The organism is Pontibacter coccineus (genome assembly GCF_030546575.1).
Taxonomy (GTDB): Bacteria; Bacteroidota; Bacteroidia; order Cytophagales; family Hymenobacteraceae; genus Pontibacter; species Pontibacter coccineus.
In genome coordinates this window covers 566,625-587,980 of the sequence record NZ_JAUOTN010000003.1, presented here as the reverse complement: position 1 = coordinate 587,980, position 21,356 = coordinate 566,625, and the positions used below count along the sequence as shown (strand labels likewise).

The following is a 21,356-nucleotide window of genomic DNA, read 5'->3' as shown; positions in this document are numbered from 1 at the left end:
AAGAATTTATACTTCCTGCTTGTGTACGCTGCTCGGACTACGTGTAAGAGCAGCCTTTTTGAAACAAGCCGTGCTACATAAAAAAAGCAGGAGGCTACTTCTTTGAAGAGTGACCTCTTGCATTCATATCAGGCTAGAGGAAAATAATGAAGCGCTTTTGCAGCAGGTATAGCTTGGTTTGCGGTGAACTTTGCCCTTGCCCGGGAGCACTTCTCCCTCTGTTTCTACCTGGAAACCCTTGCCTGCAAAGTAGCGCTGAATGTACTCCTTCACACCCCGGGCGCGCTGCTCACTCACCCGCTGCTTGGCCGCAGGCTCGTCGTAAACATCGGAATAGCCTTTGATCACAAAGAATACTCCTTCTGGCTGCTGGCGCAGGAAGCGCGACAAACCAGCCAGTTCGCTCAGGCTCAGGTGCACCCGGTTGAACTCGTTGTAAAGCACCAGCGACGGGGCAGTGGTGCGCACGGGACTTTTTACAGTTGGCGTTTCCGAAGCAGCTACGGCTTTTTGCTCCGGCGGATTACAAATCTGGGTTCATCATACTACAAGATTGCGAATCCGAAAAAGCAGCGCTTTTGCCTGTCTTCTTTAAAGCTGTATACCAATAACTTACTTCCTCAGGCCTGAGACAAAGGTATAGCCGGACAATACGCACAAACTGCTGCCGGGCTATACCCTGGCCCAGGGGCTTTTGCCTGCCGCCCTGAGCTTAAAGTAGAGCAGTAGCAGGTAGATCATGTCGAAAACAAAGATGCTCACATACAGCAGAATCAAAAAGTATGACTCAGGGAAGTATAGGTAGAGCAGTACGGACGGAAACACAGTGCCAACCATCTTGCAAAGCGCAATATAGAGCGACTGCCCAGCGTGGCTGTTTCGCCTTAGCAGCAGGTGTATGAATAGTATGGACATGAGCAGGTTCTGGCTGAAGGCCGCATACACCCCGTTCAGGTCGTTAAACTCGCGCGACAGGAGCAAAATAAACAGGAAGGACAAGAGCAGGGTGAGCAGAAAGGCGGGGTAGAAGAGCCTGCCGGGCAGATGCTCCGGAAATTCCTTTCTCCCATACATAAGGAACTGTACCAGAATGCCGGCATCCAACAAGAGCCAGGCATAATCGATGTAGAGCTGCGGTTTGCTGTGAGGATGCACGAAGGAAAAGATAAACTCCCAGGAGAGGTTTGCGCAAAGCGCCACCACCGGCATGCCGTAGCTTTTGTCGAGAAAGCCCCGCCGAAGGATGAGCAGGTACGCCAGCGACCAAAAGATGCCACTGCATACTTTCAAGATAACATCCACAGTTGGGTCTACCTCCAGCGGGTTCTGTAGCATGTGTGTTCGTTTAAGGTATAATAAACGGCTTTTTCCCTGTTACAGCGTAAACAGGTACTGGCGCTTGTGCTGCGGCACTAACAGCTTATACTACCTGCCGCCGTGGTTGTGGGCCACCCTTCCAGGAATTTAAAAGTAGCATGTTAGTTGCTTACGTAAAGTTTAGGCAGTTTTGTAGCTGTTGTTGGTGAAAAAGCCGGCAACGGTGAAAGCATTTATATACATGAATAATGGGTGATTCAACAAATATTTGTTTGTCTTGTGGCTGCTGTTGTGATGGTACCATGATTGGTTTTGTACAGCTTGACCGGGAAGAGTTGCCTGCATTGACTGAGCTAGTGGATGTTGACAATGCAAATGGTGAAGGGTTCTTTCTTCAGCCTTGCAAAAAATTTTGTGATGGTTGCACTATCTATTCCAGAAGACCGAAACAATGTGCCCGTTTCAATTGTGAACTCTTGAAATCCGTCGAGCAAAAGGAGCTGGATTATGATTCGGCTGTTGAAATAGTCGAGGAGCTTAAACAGAGAAGGATCTCTATAGAAAAACAGTTGGCGCTACTGCAGATCGAAATTCAATCCCAATCCTTTTACTTTAAAATGGTCGGACTGAAAAACCTGTTTCAGAAAAGCGAGCCTGCATCATTGACGCAAAACCACCTGAATTTGAAATCGGATCTCGAGCAACTCGACAATCTGCTGTCGAAAAGATTTGGTGTCTCCATTTTCTAAATAGCGGATTGGCGTTTGCATAAAAGACCTAACCCTGTCACTGCTTTTCTTAGTGACAATGCTACTTGTGTGCCGACTACTTGAACTTAACACCTGATGTGGGGTTTAGAAGCAAGAAGCCTGGAACGGTGGTAATGCACCAAAGTACTACGCTATATCATATGTGTAGTAGCATTTTTACAGTAAATTTGAGCCAATTATACTAGGGCTTATCACGATACAAATATTATGGAAGACAATAAAGTGCTGAATTATATTGAAGAGGTATTAGAGAACATGCCAGCTGACTGGTTACGGCTAACCACCCATCGACTGGATATTTATAATGAACAACTGGCTAAAACCGAATTTCTGGAGCAGTTCGAAAGCCTGTTTAAAGACCGTAATGCGGAGACAGCAGCTCTCAGTGCTTTACCTACAGCTTTCGACTACATTCGGTTAGGGCACCCGCTATCTTCAGTGCTGGAGTGGGCAATTGCCAGCTTGCACAACCTGAAGCCGGAACATGTCATCAGTTTCTCCTCCCGTACGATGCCTGTTTTGGCCGTTCTAAGGAAAAACTTACTAGCGCATAAGAATACCCGCATCGTTTATACCGGTGCCTTACCGGCATTTTTTGACGCCGAAGTACTCGCGCGTGTTTATGGGTATACGTTCGACCTGGAGCATGTTGGGAATTTGGGAGAGGTTTCTGAGTATGACGGCAGTACCATTTTATTTTCACAAGAGGATGAAGTTGGCCAGGCTAATCTCACCCCAGCAATTGACTTCTATGTAAGTGTTCATGCTCACCTTGGAAGCATTATACTGGTAAATGGCGAGCAGAACAGTGGTTATATCTCAGAAATTCAACACGTTAGAAGAAGAGAGAGCATTGCCATGACGCCGGCCAATTGCTTCGCTGCCCTGCAGCTGCTGATAAAGCAGCCTCCTTTACATCAGGAAAAGCAAAATGCCGCGGCTAACAAAGCAAAGGTAGTGGATCTTATTAAAGGGATCACAGGCACAAACTCAGAAGCTTTGATCGGTTCCTCCGGACTGTCTATGCAATATGCGATCATGATGGGACTCGTTCATGATGCCCTGGAAAAACACCCTGGAAAAGACATTAAGTTTGTTGTTCCTCCAAATTGCTATGGCGGAACAAACGACCAGGCCAGGCGGGTAGCAGCTTGCCTGGACAATGTGGAAGTGGTGGATTTACTGGTCGACAGGGATCATGATATGGTTCAAAGCATTGACACCGTGCTGGAGAAAATTGCCAGCCTGGATGCTGTCCCTTACATTATCGCTGAAATTCCTACAAACCCAAGGGTGGAAGTTCCGGATCTTGTTAAGTTAAGGGAGGTGCTAAGCAAAGAGCGTAAGACGCCAACCGGCCAGGTTGCGGTTGATCCGGTTTTCATTTTAGATCAAACGTTCTGCCCTAATGTTCAATTTGTAAGCAAGGACGGAATACTCTCCCCGATAAGGACCATATCTTATGCGAGCGGATCGAAATTTCCGAGTGGCGGAAAAGCGACAGCCGGCTACTGTGTAGCAAACACAAAAGCGGAGGCCTTGCTGGAAAAAATAGATACCCACTTAAGACTTTGCGATAACGAAGCGACGGATCTTCAAATGGAAATACTGGCAGAACAGCTGCCATCCATGAATCAGAGAATTGCAGATGCTTACAAGAATACGCGTGCGTTTGTAAACTTCATAAAGGATACGCTGCCGGAGGCGAAAATCAATTTTGTTTCAGAAGAGTTGGCACAAGAAGGATTCACGCCATCCGTGTTTTCACTGGATCTTCCAACAAAAGGGAATACGCATGAAGAAAAGGAAACTTACAAGCGGGCGTTAAATGATAAACTGATCAACATGATGATCGGTGAAATCCCCCATGAAAGTAAATACTGTGTGAGTTACGGGCAGTTAAAGGGAAGTTACTGGACCATACCTGCCACCTCCACGCAAGGCACGACCAAAGAAGACGACAAAGATTACATTGCCCGGATATCTTTGTCTCCTGATTTGGACCTGGAGCTTCATAAAAAAGTCTTTAAGGACTTTGTAGAGCAGATATAAAGTTAGTGGAGGTGTGATCTTTGGCTAAGACTAATTGAAACATGCTTTAGCCAAGCTGTTGAGTTAAATTATCTGCTCATCCCATTTCCTGAAAGCAAAGGAGCCCTGTAAGCATTTAGCTTTCAGGGCTCCTTTGTTTATACATTTCCCTATACCGGAGCCAATCCTGTACGAGTGCCTTCAAAAGTGGAACAGAAATGCTATGGGCAATAGAGAAGAATAAGATAAAAGAAGTGCCACTTAGTTTAGGAACATTGTGTTTTGTCCGACCTGAAGCTTCCGATATTATAATATCAAATTAAATAAAAATATAATTATAAAAATCACTTAAATATAAATAATATTAAATATATTTATATATGTTTTACTGAAGCTATAAAATAAACTGCTTATGGACTTTATTGATGTAATTAAAGCACTCGGCGAGAAAGTAAGTCGAATGAAGGACACAATACAAACTGAGGAAGCAACTAAGAATGCATTTGTAATGCCTTTTATCGCTGCCCTTGGTTATGATGTGTTTAACCCTCTAGAGGTAATACCTGAATTCGTTGCGGATTTAGGTATCAAGAAGGGAGAAAAAGTTGATTACTGTATCCAGAAAGATGGGCAGCCAATTATTATAGTAGAGTGTAAACATTGGAAGGAAGAATTAAATGTTCACAACTCCCAGCTTCATCGGTATTTCCATGTGTGCAGTACCCGTTTTGGTATTCTTACAAATGGTATAATTTACCGCTTCTACACTGACTTAGAGGAAGCAAACAAAATGGATAACAGGCCATTCTGGGAGTTCAACATTTCTGATATGAACGAGGCTGCTGTTCATGAATTAAAGAAATACCAGAAGAATGCTTTTGATGTAGATCAAATTGTAAATGCTGCGACTGAGCTTAAGTATACCCGCGAGATTAAGAAGATAGTCGGTTCAGAGTTTAGCAATCCTACGGAGGGTTTCGTTCGGTACTTTGCGAAGCAGATCCATACGGGTATGGTAACTTCTAAAGTGATGGAACAATTTACTCCCATGGTTAAGAAATCCCTTCAACAATATGTAAGCGAGCTTATAAGCGATCGATTAAAGTCAGCTCTCTCAAATGAGACTAACTCAACCAAAGAGGAACCTAAAGAAGAACAATCTCCAGCAGCTACCACTACTTCAGTTGTAGACAATGTATTAGAATATACAGACCTAGAGCGGGAAGGATTCTTTATTGTTAAGTCGATACTCAGAACCAAGATGGACGGTAATAGAATTTATTACCGCGACACACAGCGTTACCTCAACATTTTACTTGATGATAACATCCGCAAAACAATTTGCCGGCTGCACCTAAATGCCTCTAAGAAGTACTTAACCTGGACTGACGAAGCTGGAAAAGAAGCAAAAGTAGAAATTAGCTCTCTTGATGATATTTATGATTATTCAGAACAGCTAATCAACTCAATGCTGAGGTTTGAGAAGGTGGTTGAGCCGCACACATTATAATTAACTACACCAGCCTTGAACAAAAAAGCCCTGCAGATTTTCATCTGCAGGGCTTTTGTACCTTGGGCCGGAGTCGAACCGGCACGAGTGTAACCTCATTGGTGTTTGAGACCAACGCGTCTACCAATTCCGCCACCAAGGCATTTTGTTCTAGCCGGTTTCAGGTATAGCACCCTGGGCCGGAGTCGAACTTTTGTCCCTGAACTTCTATCAGGAACGGGTTGCAAACTTAGATAAAGTTTCCTGAATACGCAACAAATATTTTTTCTTCAAATAGTAGGTTTTCACCTCCTGCAGGGCCTCTTCTTTGATAACTCCATGAAGCTCAGGGTATCGCTGCAGCACCGGCAAAACATCATTTCCCAGCTGCGCCATCGTGCCCGTGCTCTTCTCCCCTATTTCGTGCAGCTTGGCGGCGTCGAAATCGAATTCCAGCTCCATCAGCTCTTCGTTGATCTCCATCATTTCCATCAGAAAATCGCCGGGAATCTCGTTTTTGCCGCCTTCCTCCAGCAGTCCGTGCTCCTTCAGGATGTACTGCATGCGCAGGTCCGCATCGCTCAGGGTGCGGTAAGCATTGGTGTTGAGCGTGGAAAGCTCCAGTATCCGCTGTTGCGTGCCCAGGTCCTCGTTGGCATAGAAGTCCGGGTGGTACTCGCGGCTCAGCTCGTAATAGCGAAGCTTGATCGCTTTCTCGTCCGGCAAAAAACTCTCAGGTATATGGTAAAACTCAAAGTAATTCATAGTTCGCAGTATTCGGTTAGCAGGTATAAAGTAAACAGTATACGTAGCAAAGGTACAGGAATTGCTGATCGTATACCTGTAAATATGTACTGCTACCTGGCTATACCTGCACCGACCGATGCGACCAGGCCTGCGGCTTATCGGCAAAAAGCGCTTTAGTAGCTTTCCATACCTGGCCAAATAATTCAGAGTCGCGGTAGTTGTTGAGGTGCTCCTCGGAGTCCCAGAGGCTGTAGGTGCTGTAGATATTCGGGTGGTTGAGGTCCTGCAGCAGCTCTACATGGTGGCAGCCCTCAAAAGCCCTGATCTTGTCTTTCGAATTGCGGAAAATCTCCAGAAAATCGCCGGTCTTCTCCGGCTGAAAGGTCATGCGTACGATGCGAATTAACATATTGAGTGATTTAGCGAATGAGTGATTGAGTGAGTTTTGAATGATTGCTAATTGGATAAATTAGCCACTCAGGCTCACTCCCAAAAATAAGCAATTAATAAATCCCTCATTCATACAACCACTAAATCACTCATTCACGCCATCACTCAATCCCTCATCCTCCCGGATAAAAGCGCACGTCAACCTGCGAGTCGAAGCCGAGGCCGAGCAGTTCGGAGGCGTTGCCTTTGTTGATGCCGATGCAGAGCTGGCCGAGGTGGTTATAGAGGCAGCAGCAGTCACCGTCTTCTACCTGGGTATAGTTCTGGTGGATGCGGCCCACCGTCTCGCGACCAAAGTGCACGGTGTAGGTACGACCGTGGGCGATGGTTTCCACGCTGTCTTTGGTGATGTTGGTGATCAGGTTGCCGTAGCGGTCCACATGGATGACGTGCCCTGTTACCGAGTGGTCGTTGAGGCGCAACTGGCGGTTCAGGAGCTGCTTGTAGCTCGTGGTGCGTTCGCCCAGCACATCGATGTCGCCACCCTTTGCCAGGAAGAGCGCGGCAGGAGCCAGCAGTTCTTTGGCCGGGAAAGGCAGTATATCTTCATCGGTTTGCAGTTCTACCACAATCTCGGCCTGCCCTTCGGTCAGCAGGGAGAGCAAGCCGTTGTCGGCCAGCAAAAAGTAGTGCCCTTTGTATTTTGCAGCATGATATTTGCCCTGTTTGCATCCGTGCGTGTCTACGGCGATCAGGTGCACGGTGCCTTCGGGAAATTCCCGGAACACAGACCCGATCACATACTCCGCCTGCGGGATGTTGAACGGCTCGATGCCATGCGAAATGTCCACAATCTGGGCCTGAGGCTGCAGCGACAGCATGGCGGCCTTAACGGCAGCCGCATAATGGTCGGTATAACCAAAGTCGGAGGTGAATGTAATTACAGCCATAGAGCGAACTATAATTTGTGTAGATTTGTCATCATTGTGTAACAATTTTAGCTAATTTACAGAATATATTACCAACGTACTATATAAGCTTAAACATTTGGTAGAGAAAGTAATAACTTTAGAGAACATCTCTCTTATCGATTTTCTGGGGACAGAGAATCAGAATATCAAGCAGCTTGCAGCCGCATTCCCGAGCAGCAAGATCATATCCAGAGGCAACGAAATCAAAATTCAGGGGCAAACGCCTGAGATAACCAAAATTCACGAGATCCTTTCTTCACTGATCGATCACTATCACAAGTTCGGAAAGATTACGCATAACAGCGTAAATAGATACCTTTCTTCTGATCCTTTTACGGATGAGGAAGTGATCGTGACTTCGCCGGACGTGATCGTGTACGGCAGCAAGGGCGGCATCATCAAAGCCAAGACGCCAAACCAGAAAAAACTGGTGGACCTGGTAGAGACTCATGACCTGGTGTTTGCACTGGGGCCTGCCGGTACCGGTAAGACCTATATTTCGGTGGCCATGGCCGTGCGCGCGCTCAAGAACAAGGAGGTTCGCAAGATCATCATTTCCCGCCCTGTGGTGGAAGCCGGCGAGAACCTCGGTTTCCTGCCCGGCGACATGAAGGAGAAGGTGGATCCGTATCTGCGCCCGATCTATGACGCCCTGGAGGACATGATCCCGATGGAAAAGCTCAAATACTACCAGGAAAACAAGATCATCGAGATCGCTCCGCTGGCCTATATGCGTGGCCGTACCCTGAGCAACGCCTTTGTGTTGCTGGACGAGGCGCAGAACACCACGCCGGCGCAGATCAAGATGTTCCTGACCCGTATGGGCCCTACCTCGAAGGTGATGATCAACGGTGACCGCTCGCAGATTGACTTGCCGCGCCACCAGCGCTCCGGCCTGATGGATGCCCTCCATACCTTGCGCGACGTGAAAGGCATTGGTTTCATTGAGATGCAGCCGGAGGACGTAATGCGTCACCGCCTGGTGCGCGATATCGTGGATGCCTACACCAAAGCCGACGACGAGCGCCTGGCTGCCAGACTTGAGGCTGAAGCCGCTGAGGAAGGCACACCAGTAGCGGTGAACGGTCGCAAAAGAAAGGTATAGCAGCTGATCGGATAACATAAGATGATTGAAGTGATACGTGCTGAACGCGAGCAGGATAGGTCTGCCGCGTTCAACATACGTGAACAGGTTTTTGTAGAAGAGCAGCAGGTTCCCCGCGAGGCCGAACGTGACCAGTTTGAGTCGACGGCCCGCCACTACCTGGCCACCTGCGAGGGTGTACCTTGCGGGGCCGCACGCTGGCGCCAGACGGAGCTAGGTATAAAGCTGGAGCGCTTTGCCGTGCTGGCCAGCTACCGTAACCGGCAGGTGGGTGCCGCGCTGTTGCAGGCCGTGCTGCAGGATGTGCAGGCTGACCATGCCGACAGCAAGGTATACCTGAATGCCCAGTTGCCGGCCGTTAACTTCTACAAGCGCCACGGCTTTGAAGCCGAAGGCGATATGTTCACCGAGTGCGACATACAGCACTACAAAATGGTGTATAAGGGCTGATGAAACGGTGGGCTCCCTACCCGTTTGTCCGCATTGCCCTTAGCTTTATAGCAGGTATACTCGTGTACCTGTACACAGGCAAAGAGTTCAGGTATAGCCTTGAGCTCTTTGCCTTTTTTGTTGCCCTATACCTGGTGCTATACCTTGTCTCACGCCGCTTGAAGTCAGCCGATGCCAACACGCTGGCAGGTATAGCCGGGCTTCTGTGTATTGCGGCCGGCGGTATATGGGTCACGCACCTACACACCGAGGCGCATTATACTGGCCACCTGAACAAGCTTGCCACTACGCCCGCTTATTATGTCGGTGTGGTGGATGATTATGTAGTGCAGAAACCCGGCTACCAGAATACGGTGCTGCAAGTGGAGCAGGTACAGGTAAACGGGCAGTGGCAGCCCGCTGAAGGCCGGGTGCAGCTCTCCGTTCCCCACGACTCCAACCGGGAATATGAAGTAAGCTACGGCGACCGGCTACTGATAAAAGGCGCGCCGCTGCCTGTAGCCCCGCCCGCCAACCCCAACCAGTTCGACTACCGTCAGTACCTAGCCAACAAACAGGTATACCACCGCCATTTCCTGCAGCCGCAGCAATACCAGTTTTTAGGCTCCGATCCGCCCAATCCGGTCTTACACTACAGCATTCAACTTCGTCGAAAACTGGATGCATTGCTTCGGGAATCCATGGAGGAGCGCCGCGAGTACGGCATCTCATCGGCGCTGTTGCTGGGTGTAAAGGACGAGCTGGACAATGAGATTCTACAGGTATACAACAACACTGGCACCACGCATGTGCTGGCCGTATCAGGGCTGCACGTGGGCCTGATCTATGGTGTGCTGATGTTGTTCCTGGTCTATGTGAACCGCACGCGCCACCAAAAAATTGCCGTAGCAGCTTTCCTGATCGCTTTTCTTTGGATGTATGCCTTTATGACGGGCCTCTCCCCTTCGGTACTCCGGGCGGTGGTTATGTTCAGTTTGGTAACGGTAGCGCGCACCTTCAGTCGTCGGCCTAACATCTACAACACGCTAGGTATAGCGGCCTTTTTCCTGCTGCTCTACGACCCCTACTACCTGCTGGACGTTGGGTTTCAACTGTCTTTCCTGGCTGTTCTCGGTATCGTATACCTACAGCCTTTGCTTTACAAGATCGTGACGATTGATAACCGGCTGCTGGATAAGGTATGGGCCTTGTTCACAATTTCAGTGGCCGCGCAGCTAATCACGTTTCCACTGGGTTTGCTCTACTTTCACCAGTTCCCGGTCTACTTCTGGCTGGCTAATTTAGTAGTCGTGCCGCTTTCTACGCTGGCGCTGTATACCGGTGTAGCGGCGCTGGCCTTCTCGTGGGTGCCTTTTCTGTCGTACCTGGCGTTCCAATCCCATTTCTGGTCCATCTGGTTCATGAACGAATTCACCATTCGGGTACACCAGCTCCCGCAGGCCCTGATCAATGGCATCGACATTAGCTATGCGCAGGCCTGGCTCCTTTACACCCTGATGCTCTTCCTGATTTTGTTTTTCGCCTACAAGCAGCTCCGCTACTTTGCTTTAGCTACCGTGGTGGTGGCCGTGCTGGCGGTGCAGGAAATCTTGGAAATAGATTCACAGCGGTACCAGCGTAGTCTGGTGGTCTACAACATGCGCAACGCCACTGCATTCAGCTTCCTACAGGGCCAGCAGGCAATGGTGGTCAGCAGCCAACCGCTGGCTCCTCAGAACTTCACTTTTAACATACAGCCCTACCTCTGGCATAAAGGTGTACCGCAGGCTGCAGCTTATACCTTTACCGATGCAGCGATTCCAGGTATAAACCACACGATCTTGCCAGACAGCAACAGCCTGCTTGTATGGCAGGGCAAACGCCTGCTCGTCGTTTCGAAACCGATTAAAGTACAGCCAAGGCAAGGTTTTGAAGTCGACTACCTGCTGCTCACCCAGAACGTGCGGGTAAGACCCGAGGAGCTACAGCCTTTCCGCTTCAAACAGTTGGTGCTCGATGCGTCTAATGCGCCTTGGTACCTGCAGCGTTTAAAGCCCCAATTAGTAGAGGCAGGTATAGCGTTTTATGATGTGACGGAAAAAGGGGCACTGGTTGTGGATTTGTAGGGGATGTCTGGATCAGGATTTTCAGGATTCAGATGCATAAATGTCATCCCCCTGCCCCCTTCTTTATCGAGGGCCCCTACCCCCAAGGGGGACTTTTGGCCGTTATCAATTTACAGGTATAGCTTTGTTGCTTCTGCAGTTTAGTATTCTCACTGATTATACCCATCCCCTACTCCCAAAGCCATTAACTTAAGCAATTATCAACTCCAGCTGTCATCTCGACGATAGGAGAGATCTGGATCCTTTCAAAGGTTATGCGCTAATTCAGATTTCTCCCAAGGGTCGAAATGACAAAAAAGGCCTTAAGTCGACACCTTTGCCCCCTGCCACTCTCAAGAGGGGAATTATTGACACTGCCATTTTAAGGTGTAAGCTTTGTGATGTCTGTAATTCTCTTGCTATACCGGGTCCAACCACCCCTGCCCCTCCTTATCCAAGGAGGGGAATCTGTAATTACTATGTTACAGGTATAAGCTTCGTGGCACCTGTCACAGTCCACTGGCAAGTATAGCAAGACTAACTTGCCCCGGATGCTACAAAGCAAGTATCCTGAGCCAGGTGCATTTTACGACACTCCACTGTTCGAGCGTTCAGCGAGTTTGGAGGGTCTTGACTTTTTTGCTTACTTTTTGTGTCAAGACAAAAAGTGAGTGCCCGCCGCACAGGCGAAGCTATAAAACAAATAAGGAAGCTATACCTACAAACGGCGTTAGCTACAAAGCTCCTATACCTATACCTAGGCCAGAGGCCCCACCATAGTAGACACGAGCGAGGACGCTCGCGCCAGCAGAACAGTCGCTAACATAGCAAATGCGAAAGCAACAAAAAACAAAAAGCGCTGCCCCAACAGGGCAGCGCTTTTTAGTTTAAGGTGAGAGAGTAAAATATCTTATTTCTGAGCTTTCGGACCTGTGGTGGCAGGCTGCTCGGTCTTGTACTTGCCATTAAACTTCTCGTACAGGTATTTCTGCTTGTCGTTCAGGTCGATCTTGCGGCCCTGGATGAAGGCGTGCGTCACATTATTGGTGCGCATGTCGAGGATATCGCCGGCAGAAACGACGATGGTCGCGTCCTTGCCAACTTCTACGGATCCTACCTCTTTGTCAACACCTAGGATCTTAGCCGTATTCAGCGTAATCGCTGATAGTGCCTGCTCTTTATCCAAACCGTGGGCTACGGCTGTACCGGCTATGAACGGCAGGTTACGGATACCGTGCGTGCTCAGATCATAGTCCAGGGCGAAAGGGATACCGGCCTGCTGCAACAGGTAGGGCGTTTTGTAGGGCATGTCCACATCCTCGTCAGAGCGGGAAGGCAGGGCGTGCACACCGGAGTAGATCACCGCGATGTTGTTGGCTTTCAGGAAATCGGCTACGGCCACCGCGTCACGGGCACCTACGACCACGATATCCTTCACACCGTGCTGCTTCACGAAATTCACCCCTTCGATGATCTCCTTGCCATAGTTGGCGTGCAGGTATAGCTTCTTGGAACCATCGAACAAACCCGTCAGCGATGAGAGCTTCAGATTCTCTCTTTCATTTTTGGCCTGCTTGAACACAGACGCATCGCGTAGCAACTGACTCAGTTCGGCGATGGCCTGCTCGCGATCCTGGCCCATACTGGCCATACGCGGATTAGGTGCCATACCTGTGTTGATGATCATGTTCGGCCAGCTCAGGTGTATCCCTACGTCAGCTTTCACAATGGCATCTTCCCAGTTCCAGGCGTCCAGCTGCACTACCGACGACGAGCCGGAAATGGTACCGCCCACCGGCGTTACCTGCGTCATCAAAACGCCGTTGGCCCGGATGGTTGGAGCGATATCGGAGTCAGTGTTGTAGGCTACCACGGCACGCACGTTCGGGTTGAACTGCCCCACTTCGCGCATGTCCAGGGTGGCACGCACACTCTCAATTTCGTTCAGACCCAGCTGGGAGTTCGGCTGAATCAGGCCCGGATAGATGTGCTGCCCGGCCACGTCGATCACCTCGTGCCCGTTGCGGTTGGCCCCGCTCATCGGACCTGCGTACGTGATCTTTCCATTGTCGAAACCAACGGCGGCGTTTTCTACCACTTTGCCGTTGCCCACGTGCAGGGTGGCACCTGAGAGCAGTATCGGCTTACTTTGCTTCGCGGCTGGCACCGGCACCTGCGCAACCGCAGGCACACTCAGCATAAGCGCCACGAAAGCCGAAATATATCTTTTGTGAATTTTCATCTTTTTGATTGTTAGATTGCTGCCTTGTTAAATTGTTGGTCCGCAGTGCGATTTTCACAATCCCCAAACAGCAATTTAGCCATTTAACAATTTAACAATTTAGTAAGCCATGTAGTCCTCTTCCGCGTGGTGCTCTACGTCCTCGCAGTGCACTACAGAAGCGCGGCGCATCGGCGGGCCCTGTGTTCTGGCACCAGTAGTTTTGGCCTGCAGCATCTTCTGCACCAGGCGCATGCGCTCTTTCTCCAACTCGGTGCGCAGTTGCGTGTCACGCGCCAGGTCGTAGTAGGCGATGCCGTCCACAAAGGTTTTCTCAGCACGGGCGTAGATCGAGAGCGGGTGGTTGTTCCACAGCACCACATCGGCGTCTTTGCCCACTTTGATGCTGCCCATGCGGTCGTCCAGGTGCATGAGTTTGGCAGGGTTCAAGGTCACCATTTTCAGGGCGTCCTCTTCGCTTACACCGGCGTACTTCACGCTCTTGGCAGCTTCCTGGTTCAGACGACGGGCCATCTCGGCGTCGTCGGAGTTGATGGCCGTGGTCACGCCCAGTTGGTGCATGATACCGGCGTTCTGCGGGATAGCGTCTTTCACCTCCATTTTGTAAGCCCACCAGTCAGCGAAGGTAGAGCCGCCGGCTCCGTGGTCGCGCATTTTGTCGGCTACTTTATAACCTTCCAAAATGTGGGTGAAGGTGTTTACTTTAAAGCCCATCTGATCGGCCACTTTGATCATCATGTTGATCTCAGACTGCACGTACGAGTGGCAGGTGATGTGGCGCTTGCCGTTCAGAATCTCCACCAGCGTCTCCAGCTCGATGTCGCGGCGCGGCTCGCCGGCAGCGGCCTTCTGCTTCTTCGATAGCTTGTTGTAGTTCTTCCAGGTCTGCTCGTACTCTTTGGCGCGCTGGAAAGCGTCTACGTATACCTGCTCCACCCCCATACGGGTCTGCGGGAAGCGCACGTTGTGTGCAGGAGCGCGGTTGGAGTGCTTCACGTTCTCACCCAGTGCGAATTTGATGAAGCCATCGGCATTCTCCACAAACAGCTCGTCCGGACTCTTGCCCCAGCGAAGCTTGATGATAGCGGACTGACCACCGATCGGGTTGGCAGAACCGTGCAGCAATTGCGAGGTAGTTACGCCACCAGCCAACTGACGGTAGATGTTCGGGTCTTCGTGATTTATCACATCCATCATGCGCACTTCGGCGGTTACAGCCTGTGTGCCTTCGTTCACGCCTTGCAGCGCAATGTGCGAGTGCTCATCGATGATACCAGCTGTTACGTGCTTGCCTGTGCCGTCAATCACGCGGGCGCCCGACTCGCTCAGGTTCTTGCCTACTTTCGCGATCTTACCGTTTTTCAACAGTACGTCCGCATTCTGCAGCACACCTTCTTTCTCGTTCGTCCATACCGTGGCATTCTTGATCAGTACCGTTTCCTGCTTGGGCAGCTCAGCCTGACCGAAGGCCTGGAATGGATAGATCATGTTGCCCAGTTCAATCGCCTGCTTTTCTTTAGCGGCGTCTTTCTTGGCTTTCTCGGTCATGGCTTCGGAGAACTTAGCCGACCACTTCACCAGCGTGGCGTCCGGCAACTGGCCCTCGCCCTGCAGGTTCTTATCCGCGTACCAGCCGCTCAAACGGATGGCTTCTTTGCTTTTCTTGTCTTTGTTGAACGACAGCGTCACCAGGTTGCCGCTCACAGAGATTTTGCCTGTCACGGTGTCCTGACCGATCACTTTCAGCTCCGGCTTCTCAGGCGTACCGGCAATCTGCAGCTTGCGCTCCGGCTGCTGCCCTATCTTTAAGGTATACACGCCACGGTAATCGGCTGGCACTTCGGTGATCTTGTATTGGTTGCCCTGCACCCAGTTCTCCAGGATCACATTGTCCTCGGCAAACAGGCTGCCGCTTGTGATGATGAAGTTGGCCAGTTTGCCTTTGTCGAGGCTACCTATGTGCTTGTCGGCCTTTAAAAGCTGCGCCGGTGTAGCGGTTAGCGCTTTCAGGGCTTCTTCTTCTGACAGACCATACTCAATGGCTTTGCGCAGGTTGGGCAGGAAGTCTTTTTTGTCTTTGAGGTCGGCTGTGGTGAAGGCGAACGGTATACCTGCCTTCTGCAGCGCGGCCGGGTTAGCCGGAGCCATTTCCCAGTGCTTCATGGCGTCAAGCGGCACACGGCGGGCATCATACGGATCCTCCACGTTGAAAGCCTCCGGGAAATTCAACGGAACGATAACCGGGGCATTGGTCGCCTTGATCTCTTTGATCATCTGGTACTCATCGCCGCCACCTTTGATGATGTATTGTTTTTTGAACTCATCGCCTACCTTGTCGGCACGCAGCATGTTCAGTTTGCTGTTGGCCTCGAATATTTGCGGGTAGTTGTTGGCGCCGGTGAAAGCAGCCAATGAAATGTTCTGCTCTCGGCCCGGGTTCATGTTGTTCCACTGCGCATCCAGGTAAGTCTGGCGCAACAGGGCAATAGAACCCATCAGGGAGTTGGGGTAATCCTGCGGCGAAGATCCCTTTTCGAACGACAGTGCAGCAGCTGCCTTGTCGAGCAGGATCACCTCGTTTTCGCGCTTGTCAGCCAGTGTTACCAGCGTGGCCGTACCACGGGCAATGCCGTCGCGGTGCACCGCCAGCACCGTACCGAAGCCCAGCTTGCGCAGTTCCTCGGCCTGCTTCTTGTCTACTTTAAAGAGCTCCACGGCATTGGTTTCCGGGCGGATGGCCTGGTTCCAGTTGTAGGCGCCCTGCTTCGTGGATTCTTCCTGCGGTGGTGCGGTCCAGCTGCGGCGCTCTGCCTTTACCTCTGGCAGGCCATAGCTGGTGAACATATCCACCAGTCCCGGGTAAATGTGCTTGCCTTTGGCATCGACTACTACGGCGCCAACCGGCACCTGTACTTTGGTACCCACAGCTTCTACCTTGCCATTGCGGATCAGGAGGGTCGCGTTTTCGATTTTGGTTTTGTAATCGGTGTGGATGGTGGCGTTGGTAAGCGCTACCAGCCCGGTGCGCTCGTCATACACGCCATTGCGCGGAAAGGTCTCCTGCGCCATCGCACTACCTGCTGCTCCCAGTGCCAGGCAGGCTGCAATGGTTAAGATTTTTCTCATTGTTCTGTGAAGGTGAAGTAGAGGTTAGTTTAGGTTTAAACACACAATATAGACATCTTCACTTTAAAATTCCTTGTAAAACTTCATAAAATATTCAGGATCAGCCTCCATATACTTTATCTAATATAGAAACGTCCATAATCTACAGGTACAGTACCCCGGTATAGACCAGAAACGCTGCATTACGTATGTACTTCTGATATTTTGAGAACCCTTGTAGAAACAATGTTTGCATGCGCCTATACCTATACCTCACCTCTCTGCTTCTGGCACTTTTCCTTCTGAAATCATCTCCTTTACTGGCCCAGGAGCAGACGGTGGAGAACAAAACAGTTGATCCGCCCAAGCCGGACATGCGCAGCGTAAAGGGCCTTATACCTGCTCCCGTCATTTACTATACCCCCGATACCAAGTTTGGCTTCGGTGCTTCCCTGTTGGGTTACTTCCGCCTGCGCAGCTACACCGACACCACCTATACCCGCCTCTCGCTGGCACGCCTGGTGGTAGACTACACCCTGAACAAGCAAACGGACCAATGGCTGAGCTGGAACATTTTTACGCGTGAGGAACGCCTGATGCTGCGCGGCGAGCTGCGCCACCGCATCTATACCGACCGCTTCTACGGCATCGGCAACGACACTCGCAAAGAGGACCGCGAGCTGTATGACTACGACATGATCAGCGCCAAAATAGCGGTACTCAAACATGTGGGGTTCCGTAGTTTTTTAGGCCCGGACCTGCAGTTCACCGAGTATTACGACGTGAAGCTGGAAGAGGGAAGTCAGCTGCTTTCGCAACAGATACCGGGTTACAAAAAGGGCCGTAATGTGGGCCTCGGCGCCGTTTTCCTGATCGATCACCGCAACAGCACCTCCTACCCGAGCAAAGGCTTTTACTTGGAGCTATCGGGTTATCATTTCGGCAAGACATTCGGCAGCGACTTCCGGTATAACAACATCAACTTTGAATTTAACCGCTACTACGGCCTGGGCAATGACCGCGTGCTGGCCACCAACACCATGCTCCGCCTTAACAAAGGGGATGTACCGGTACAGCGCCTGGCCACCGCCGGGGGGGACAAGATCCTGCGCGGCTACGCCCGCAACCGCTTCCACGACGATCACTTCGCAGGCACACAGGCAGAATACCGTTTTCCGCTGTTCTGGCGCCTGGGCGGGGCGGCCTTCGCAGGTATAGGTGACGTGTTCGACAAGCCCTCCGACATCAGCCTCTCGACTGTGAAATACTCCGTAGGAGCCGGCCTACGCTACGCCATTCGTCCCGATCAGAAGCTCAACTCCAGGCTGGATGTAGGGTATGGACGGGAAGGGATTAATATCTATCTGATGATCGGGGAAGCGTTCTAGGAGCAGGATTTACAGGATTAAAAGATTCTCAGGATTCTCAAGCATAATTGATCTGCTCTTCCCTTCATGGAGGGCTCCTGGTCCTAGAGGGGAGAACTTCTGCTACTGCCAATTTAAGGTACAGGCGTTGTAGTTAATCACCCCATCCCGGCCTTCCCCTAACAACAGGGGAAGGAGCGGTGCATGATTGACATGCCCCTGCCCATCTTAAGAGGAAGATCAGGGAACGATTAACATCCCCCTACCCCCTTCAAAGGGGGACCTTTTGGCCATTGTCAGTGTCAAGTATAAGTCTTATTGCGAGTGTCACAGACCACTGACAGGTATAGCAAGGCTAACTAGCCCCGGAAGCTATGGAACAAACAGCATCTGCCCGGTGCATAATCGACGATTTTGTGTTTGAGCGGTCAGCGAGTTTAAAAGCGTCTTGACTTTTTTGCTTACTTTTTGTGTCAAGACAAAAAGTAAGGCCCGCCCGGCCAGGGCAAGCTATAAAACAACACAGGTTGCTATACCTGCAACAGCCAGTAACTACAAAGCAATCCACCCCCGCCAGCCAGACGAAAAAAACCACCTTTTCATTAGCAGATTTCCCTGAAACTTCCCTACATTTCTACTGGCAAAGTCCTGCTTTACAGCTGTTACAACACAGAACCTGCCCCTCACCCTATACCTTATCAGCTTTATGAAACCACATGCACTTGCCAGCTGCTTGCTGGGGCTCTGTTTGCTGTTGGGCACGACTAACCGTGTTCTCGCGCAGGATCAACAGGCCGATGCTATACCTGATACCACCCCACCTAAAGCGGAGAAAACGCGAGGCCTTATACCTATCCCGGTGCTCTACTATACCCCCGACACGAAACTCGGGTTTGGGGCGGCCTTGCTGGGGTTCTTCAAACTGAAAAACAGCGAGAACGAAGGCTATACCCGTCTCTCCACCGCGCGCCTGATAGTCGACTATACCTTGCGCAAGCAAACCGACCAACTCTTGGACTGGGCCATTTTCACGCGCGATGAAAAATTCCTGCTGCGTGGCGAGTTGCGCCACCGGGTATACACGGACCGCTTCTATGGCATCGGCAACGACACGCCGCTATCGGACGAAGAGATTTATGAATACGACTATGTGAGCGCACGCCTGGCTGCCTTGAAAAAAGTGGGCACACGCACCTTCCTGGGGCCGGACTTCCAGATCGCAAACTACTACGACCTGCAACTTAACCCGATCAACGAAGATCGGGAGAGCCAGCTGCTCTCCCAGCAAATTCCAGGCTACAAGGGTGGGTTGAACAGCGGCCTGGGGCTTGTCTTTCTGCTCGACAGTCGTGATAACGTGGCTTTTGCCAGCAACGGAACTTACCTCGAGATGTCGGGCTACCGCTTTGGCAGCACACTTGGGGGAGATTTTGGCTACAACAACTTAAACCTCGATTTCCGCAAATATTTCCAGCTGAAGCCGAACCATATCCTGGCACATAACACCAGTTTTAACCTCAATAGCGGCGACATACCCGTCATGCGCATGGCCATGGCCGGAGGCGACCGCATCCTGAGAGGCTACGCCAAAAACCGCTTCCTGGAAGACAACTTTGCCGGAACGCAGCTGGAGTACCGTTTCCCGCTGTTCTGGCGCTTCGGCATGGCGGCTTTTGCCGGTGTGGGCGATGTGTTCGACGAACCAAGGGATGTGAGCTTCTCCACTTTGAAATATTCCATCGGCTCGGGATTGCGCTATGCCCTGAACCCGGAGCAAAAACTGAACATCCGGGCTGACATTGGGTATGGGCGTGAAGGCGTGAATTTTTATGTGATGATCGGAGAAGCGTTTTAATAGATGAAGTAGTGCCTTGAAATGAAATTGACAAAGTACATATTGCCTGTTTTCCTGTTTATAGAAATACCCTATATCTGGCATGGACTATACAGCGCCCAGTTCCATGCGTATGACGACAATTTCGGCATTATACTTCATTGCTTTTTCGTTACAATTCTCACTTTGCTTGCTATCATTGGCTTAACCATCTATAAATGGCCCTTAGTCAGGCAACAAGCCCTCATCATCATGTACTGGTTCCTAACTGCCTCCCCTATTACCATTTTTCTTGTGGTTATAAATTACAAAGCTGTTTTCGGCAGCGGGCTGGCGCTTTGATCTCTGCCTCCAGTTCGCCTGATCATACCTATGCTGAGGCTATACAGAATGGGATTCCGTCTAATTGCGACAAAATTTGCCTACATTAAGTAGAAAGTAGCGTAAATTTGTCTGCAACAAGCCTATTCGCTCCTAAAGCATGCCCAAGCTGTTTCCGCTCCCTTCTCCCCTGCTCCAGAAAACTATTTTCATTGCCTTTGTACTCCTGATCCTGTTCACATCACTACTCGATTCGGCGATGGCTTTGGGGGCAGGTTTGGTGGTTGGGCTGCTATTGGGCAATCCGTTTGAGGCGCATACCGGTAAAATCTCCAAATACCTGTTGCAGGCGGCAGTGGTAGGCCTGGGCTTCGGAATAGACCTGTACCAGGTGGCTGAAACAGGGCTCGTTGGGGCAGTCTATACCCTGGTGTCGCTGACCACCACCATGGGGGTTGGCCTCTTGCTTGGCAGGGTTTTCGGTACCCCGTCCCGCCTCACGCACCTTGTCTCGTCAGGCACGGCCATCTGCGGAGGCAGCGCCATTGCAGCGGTGGCACCGGCCATCAAGGCCAACGATCAGGAGATTTCTATAGCGCTCGGCATTGTTTTCGTACTCAATGCGGTGGCGCTTTTTGTTTTCCCGCCCATCGGAAATGCACTTGGCCTGTCGCAGGAGCAGTTTGGCACCTGGGCAGCCATTGCCATACACGATACCAGCTCGGTGGTAGGCGCCGCCACGCGCTACGGCGACGAAGCCCTGCAGATCGCCACCACCCTCAAGCTGACCCGGGCGCTTTGGATCGTGCCCCTGGTGCTGGTCTCCAGCCTGCTGTTCAAAGACGGGGAAAAGAAACTCAGCATCCCGACCTTTATATTGCTTTTCGTCCTGGCTTCGGTCATTAGCACGTTTATACCTGCCATGGAAGCTGTTTCTCCCATCCTCGTGATGCTGGCCAAAAAAGGACTGCTGCTCAGCCTTTTCCTGATCGGTGCTAACATCAGCCTAAGCGCGTTAAAAGCCATCAGTCCAAAGCCTTTCTGGCAGGGCCTTCTTCTTTGGCTTTTTATTTCGGTGACTTCGTTGGCCGTTATCTACGGATTAGGCTAAGCCTGGCACATAATAGACAAAA

General features: G+C 50.7%; 16 protein-coding genes and 1 tRNA gene. 9 read left to right on the top strand and 8 right to left on the bottom strand.

Annotation, left to right across the window (positions count from 1 at the left end; translation table 11 throughout):
• Positions 1-123: 123 nt before the first annotated feature.
• Together Q4E40_RS09665 and Q4E40_RS09660 are read right to left on the bottom strand one after the other, a co-directional pair.
• Positions 124-468, bottom strand: a complete 345-nt coding sequence (locus Q4E40_RS09665; RefSeq protein WP_303411784.1) for a hypothetical protein — start codon at positions 466-468, stop codon at positions 124-126.
• A 204-nt stretch (positions 469-672) separates the two neighbouring features.
• Positions 673-1,335 carry a transmembrane-type terpene cyclase gene (locus Q4E40_RS09660; RefSeq protein ID WP_303411783.1) on the bottom strand — a complete coding sequence of 221 codons (663 nt, stop codon included), beginning with the start codon at positions 1,333-1,335 and terminating at the stop codon, positions 673-675.
• 230 nt (positions 1,336-1,565) lie between these two features.
• Between Q4E40_RS09660 and Q4E40_RS09655 the strand changes: the two genes are divergently transcribed.
• The 3 genes from Q4E40_RS09655 (at position 1,566) to Q4E40_RS09645 (ending at position 5,628) form a co-directional block, all read left to right on the top strand.
• Positions 1,566-2,066 carry a YkgJ family cysteine cluster protein gene (locus tag Q4E40_RS09655; protein WP_303411782.1) on the top strand — a complete coding sequence of 167 codons (501 nt, stop codon included), beginning with the start codon at positions 1,566-1,568 and terminating at the stop codon, positions 2,064-2,066.
• A 228-nt stretch (positions 2,067-2,294) separates the two neighbouring features.
• A complete protein-coding gene (locus tag Q4E40_RS09650) occupies positions 2,295-4,139 on the top strand; it encodes a PLP-dependent aminotransferase family protein (protein ID WP_303411780.1) in 1,845 nt (614 codons plus the stop codon).
• 391 nt (positions 4,140-4,530) lie between these two features.
• Complete coding sequence (locus tag Q4E40_RS09645; protein ID WP_303411777.1) at positions 4,531-5,628, top strand: type I restriction endonuclease; 1,098 nt, start codon at positions 4,531-4,533, stop codon at positions 5,626-5,628.
• A 58-nt stretch (positions 5,629-5,686) separates the two neighbouring features.
• Here the strand turns inward: Q4E40_RS09645 and Q4E40_RS09640 are convergent.
• The 4 genes from Q4E40_RS09640 to Q4E40_RS09625 all read right to left on the bottom strand — a co-directional run bounded on the left by Q4E40_RS09640 (position 5,687) and on the right by Q4E40_RS09625 (position 7,694).
• Positions 5,687-5,770 (bottom strand) — tRNA-Leu (locus tag Q4E40_RS09640).
• 68 nt (positions 5,771-5,838) lie between these two features.
• Positions 5,839-6,372: a Fe-S protein assembly co-chaperone HscB gene (gene hscB / locus Q4E40_RS09635; protein ID WP_303411775.1), complete on the bottom strand. Its 534-nt coding sequence runs from the start codon at positions 6,370-6,372 to the stop codon at positions 5,839-5,841.
• 100 nt (positions 6,373-6,472) lie between these two features.
• Positions 6,473-6,763, bottom strand: a complete 291-nt coding sequence (locus Q4E40_RS09630) for a putative quinol monooxygenase (protein ID WP_303411774.1) — start codon at positions 6,761-6,763, stop codon at positions 6,473-6,475.
• Between the two features lie 154 nt (positions 6,764-6,917).
• Positions 6,918-7,694, bottom strand: coding sequence for an SAM hydrolase/SAM-dependent halogenase family protein (locus Q4E40_RS09625; RefSeq protein ID WP_303411773.1), 777 nt, complete (start codon positions 7,692-7,694; stop codon positions 6,918-6,920).
• A gap of 97 nt (positions 7,695-7,791) precedes the next feature.
• Here Q4E40_RS09625 and Q4E40_RS09620 point away from each other — a divergent pair, with 97 nt between their 5' ends.
• From Q4E40_RS09620 to Q4E40_RS09610, 3 genes are read left to right on the top strand one after another with little or no spacing between them, the layout of a single operon-like run.
• A complete protein-coding gene (locus Q4E40_RS09620) occupies positions 7,792-8,820 on the top strand; it encodes a PhoH family protein (RefSeq protein ID WP_303411771.1) in 1,029 nt (342 codons plus the stop codon).
• A 21-nt stretch (positions 8,821-8,841) separates the two neighbouring features.
• A complete protein-coding gene (locus Q4E40_RS09615) occupies positions 8,842-9,270 on the top strand; it encodes a GNAT family N-acetyltransferase (RefSeq protein ID WP_303411769.1) in 429 nt (142 codons plus the stop codon).
• Positions 9,270-11,375 carry a ComEC/Rec2 family competence protein gene (locus Q4E40_RS09610; RefSeq protein ID WP_303411767.1) on the top strand — a complete coding sequence of 702 codons (2,106 nt, stop codon included), beginning with the start codon at positions 9,270-9,272 and terminating at the stop codon, positions 11,373-11,375. The genes Q4E40_RS09615 and Q4E40_RS09610 overlap by 1 nt, the downstream gene beginning before the upstream one ends.
• A gap of 889 nt (positions 11,376-12,264) precedes the next feature.
• Here the strand turns inward: Q4E40_RS09610 and Q4E40_RS09605 are convergent.
• Both Q4E40_RS09605 and Q4E40_RS09600 read right to left on the bottom strand, forming a co-directional pair.
• Complete coding sequence (locus tag Q4E40_RS09605) at positions 12,265-13,596, bottom strand: amidohydrolase family protein (protein WP_303411765.1); 1,332 nt, start codon at positions 13,594-13,596, stop codon at positions 12,265-12,267.
• Between the two features lie 99 nt (positions 13,597-13,695).
• The gene (locus tag Q4E40_RS09600; protein ID WP_303411764.1) at positions 13,696-16,722 is read right to left on the bottom strand and encodes an amidohydrolase family protein; all 3,027 of its coding nucleotides are present in this window, start codon (positions 16,720-16,722) and stop codon (positions 13,696-13,698) included.
• Between the two features lie 233 nt (positions 16,723-16,955).
• Between Q4E40_RS09600 and Q4E40_RS09595 the strand changes: the two genes are divergently transcribed.
• The 3 genes from Q4E40_RS09595 to Q4E40_RS09585 all read left to right on the top strand — a co-directional run bounded on the left by Q4E40_RS09595 (position 16,956) and on the right by Q4E40_RS09585 (position 21,334).
• Complete coding sequence (locus tag Q4E40_RS09595; RefSeq protein ID WP_303411762.1) at positions 16,956-18,089, top strand: BamA/TamA family outer membrane protein; 1,134 nt, start codon at positions 16,956-16,958, stop codon at positions 18,087-18,089.
• Between the two features lie 685 nt (positions 18,090-18,774).
• Positions 18,775-19,923, top strand: a complete 1,149-nt coding sequence (locus tag Q4E40_RS09590) for a BamA/TamA family outer membrane protein (RefSeq protein ID WP_303411760.1) — start codon at positions 18,775-18,777, stop codon at positions 19,921-19,923.
• A gap of 460 nt (positions 19,924-20,383) precedes the next feature.
• Positions 20,384-21,334 carry a YeiH family protein gene (locus Q4E40_RS09585; RefSeq protein WP_303411757.1) on the top strand — a complete coding sequence of 317 codons (951 nt, stop codon included), beginning with the start codon at positions 20,384-20,386 and terminating at the stop codon, positions 21,332-21,334.
• The last annotated feature ends 22 nt before the right edge of the window (positions 21,335-21,356 follow it).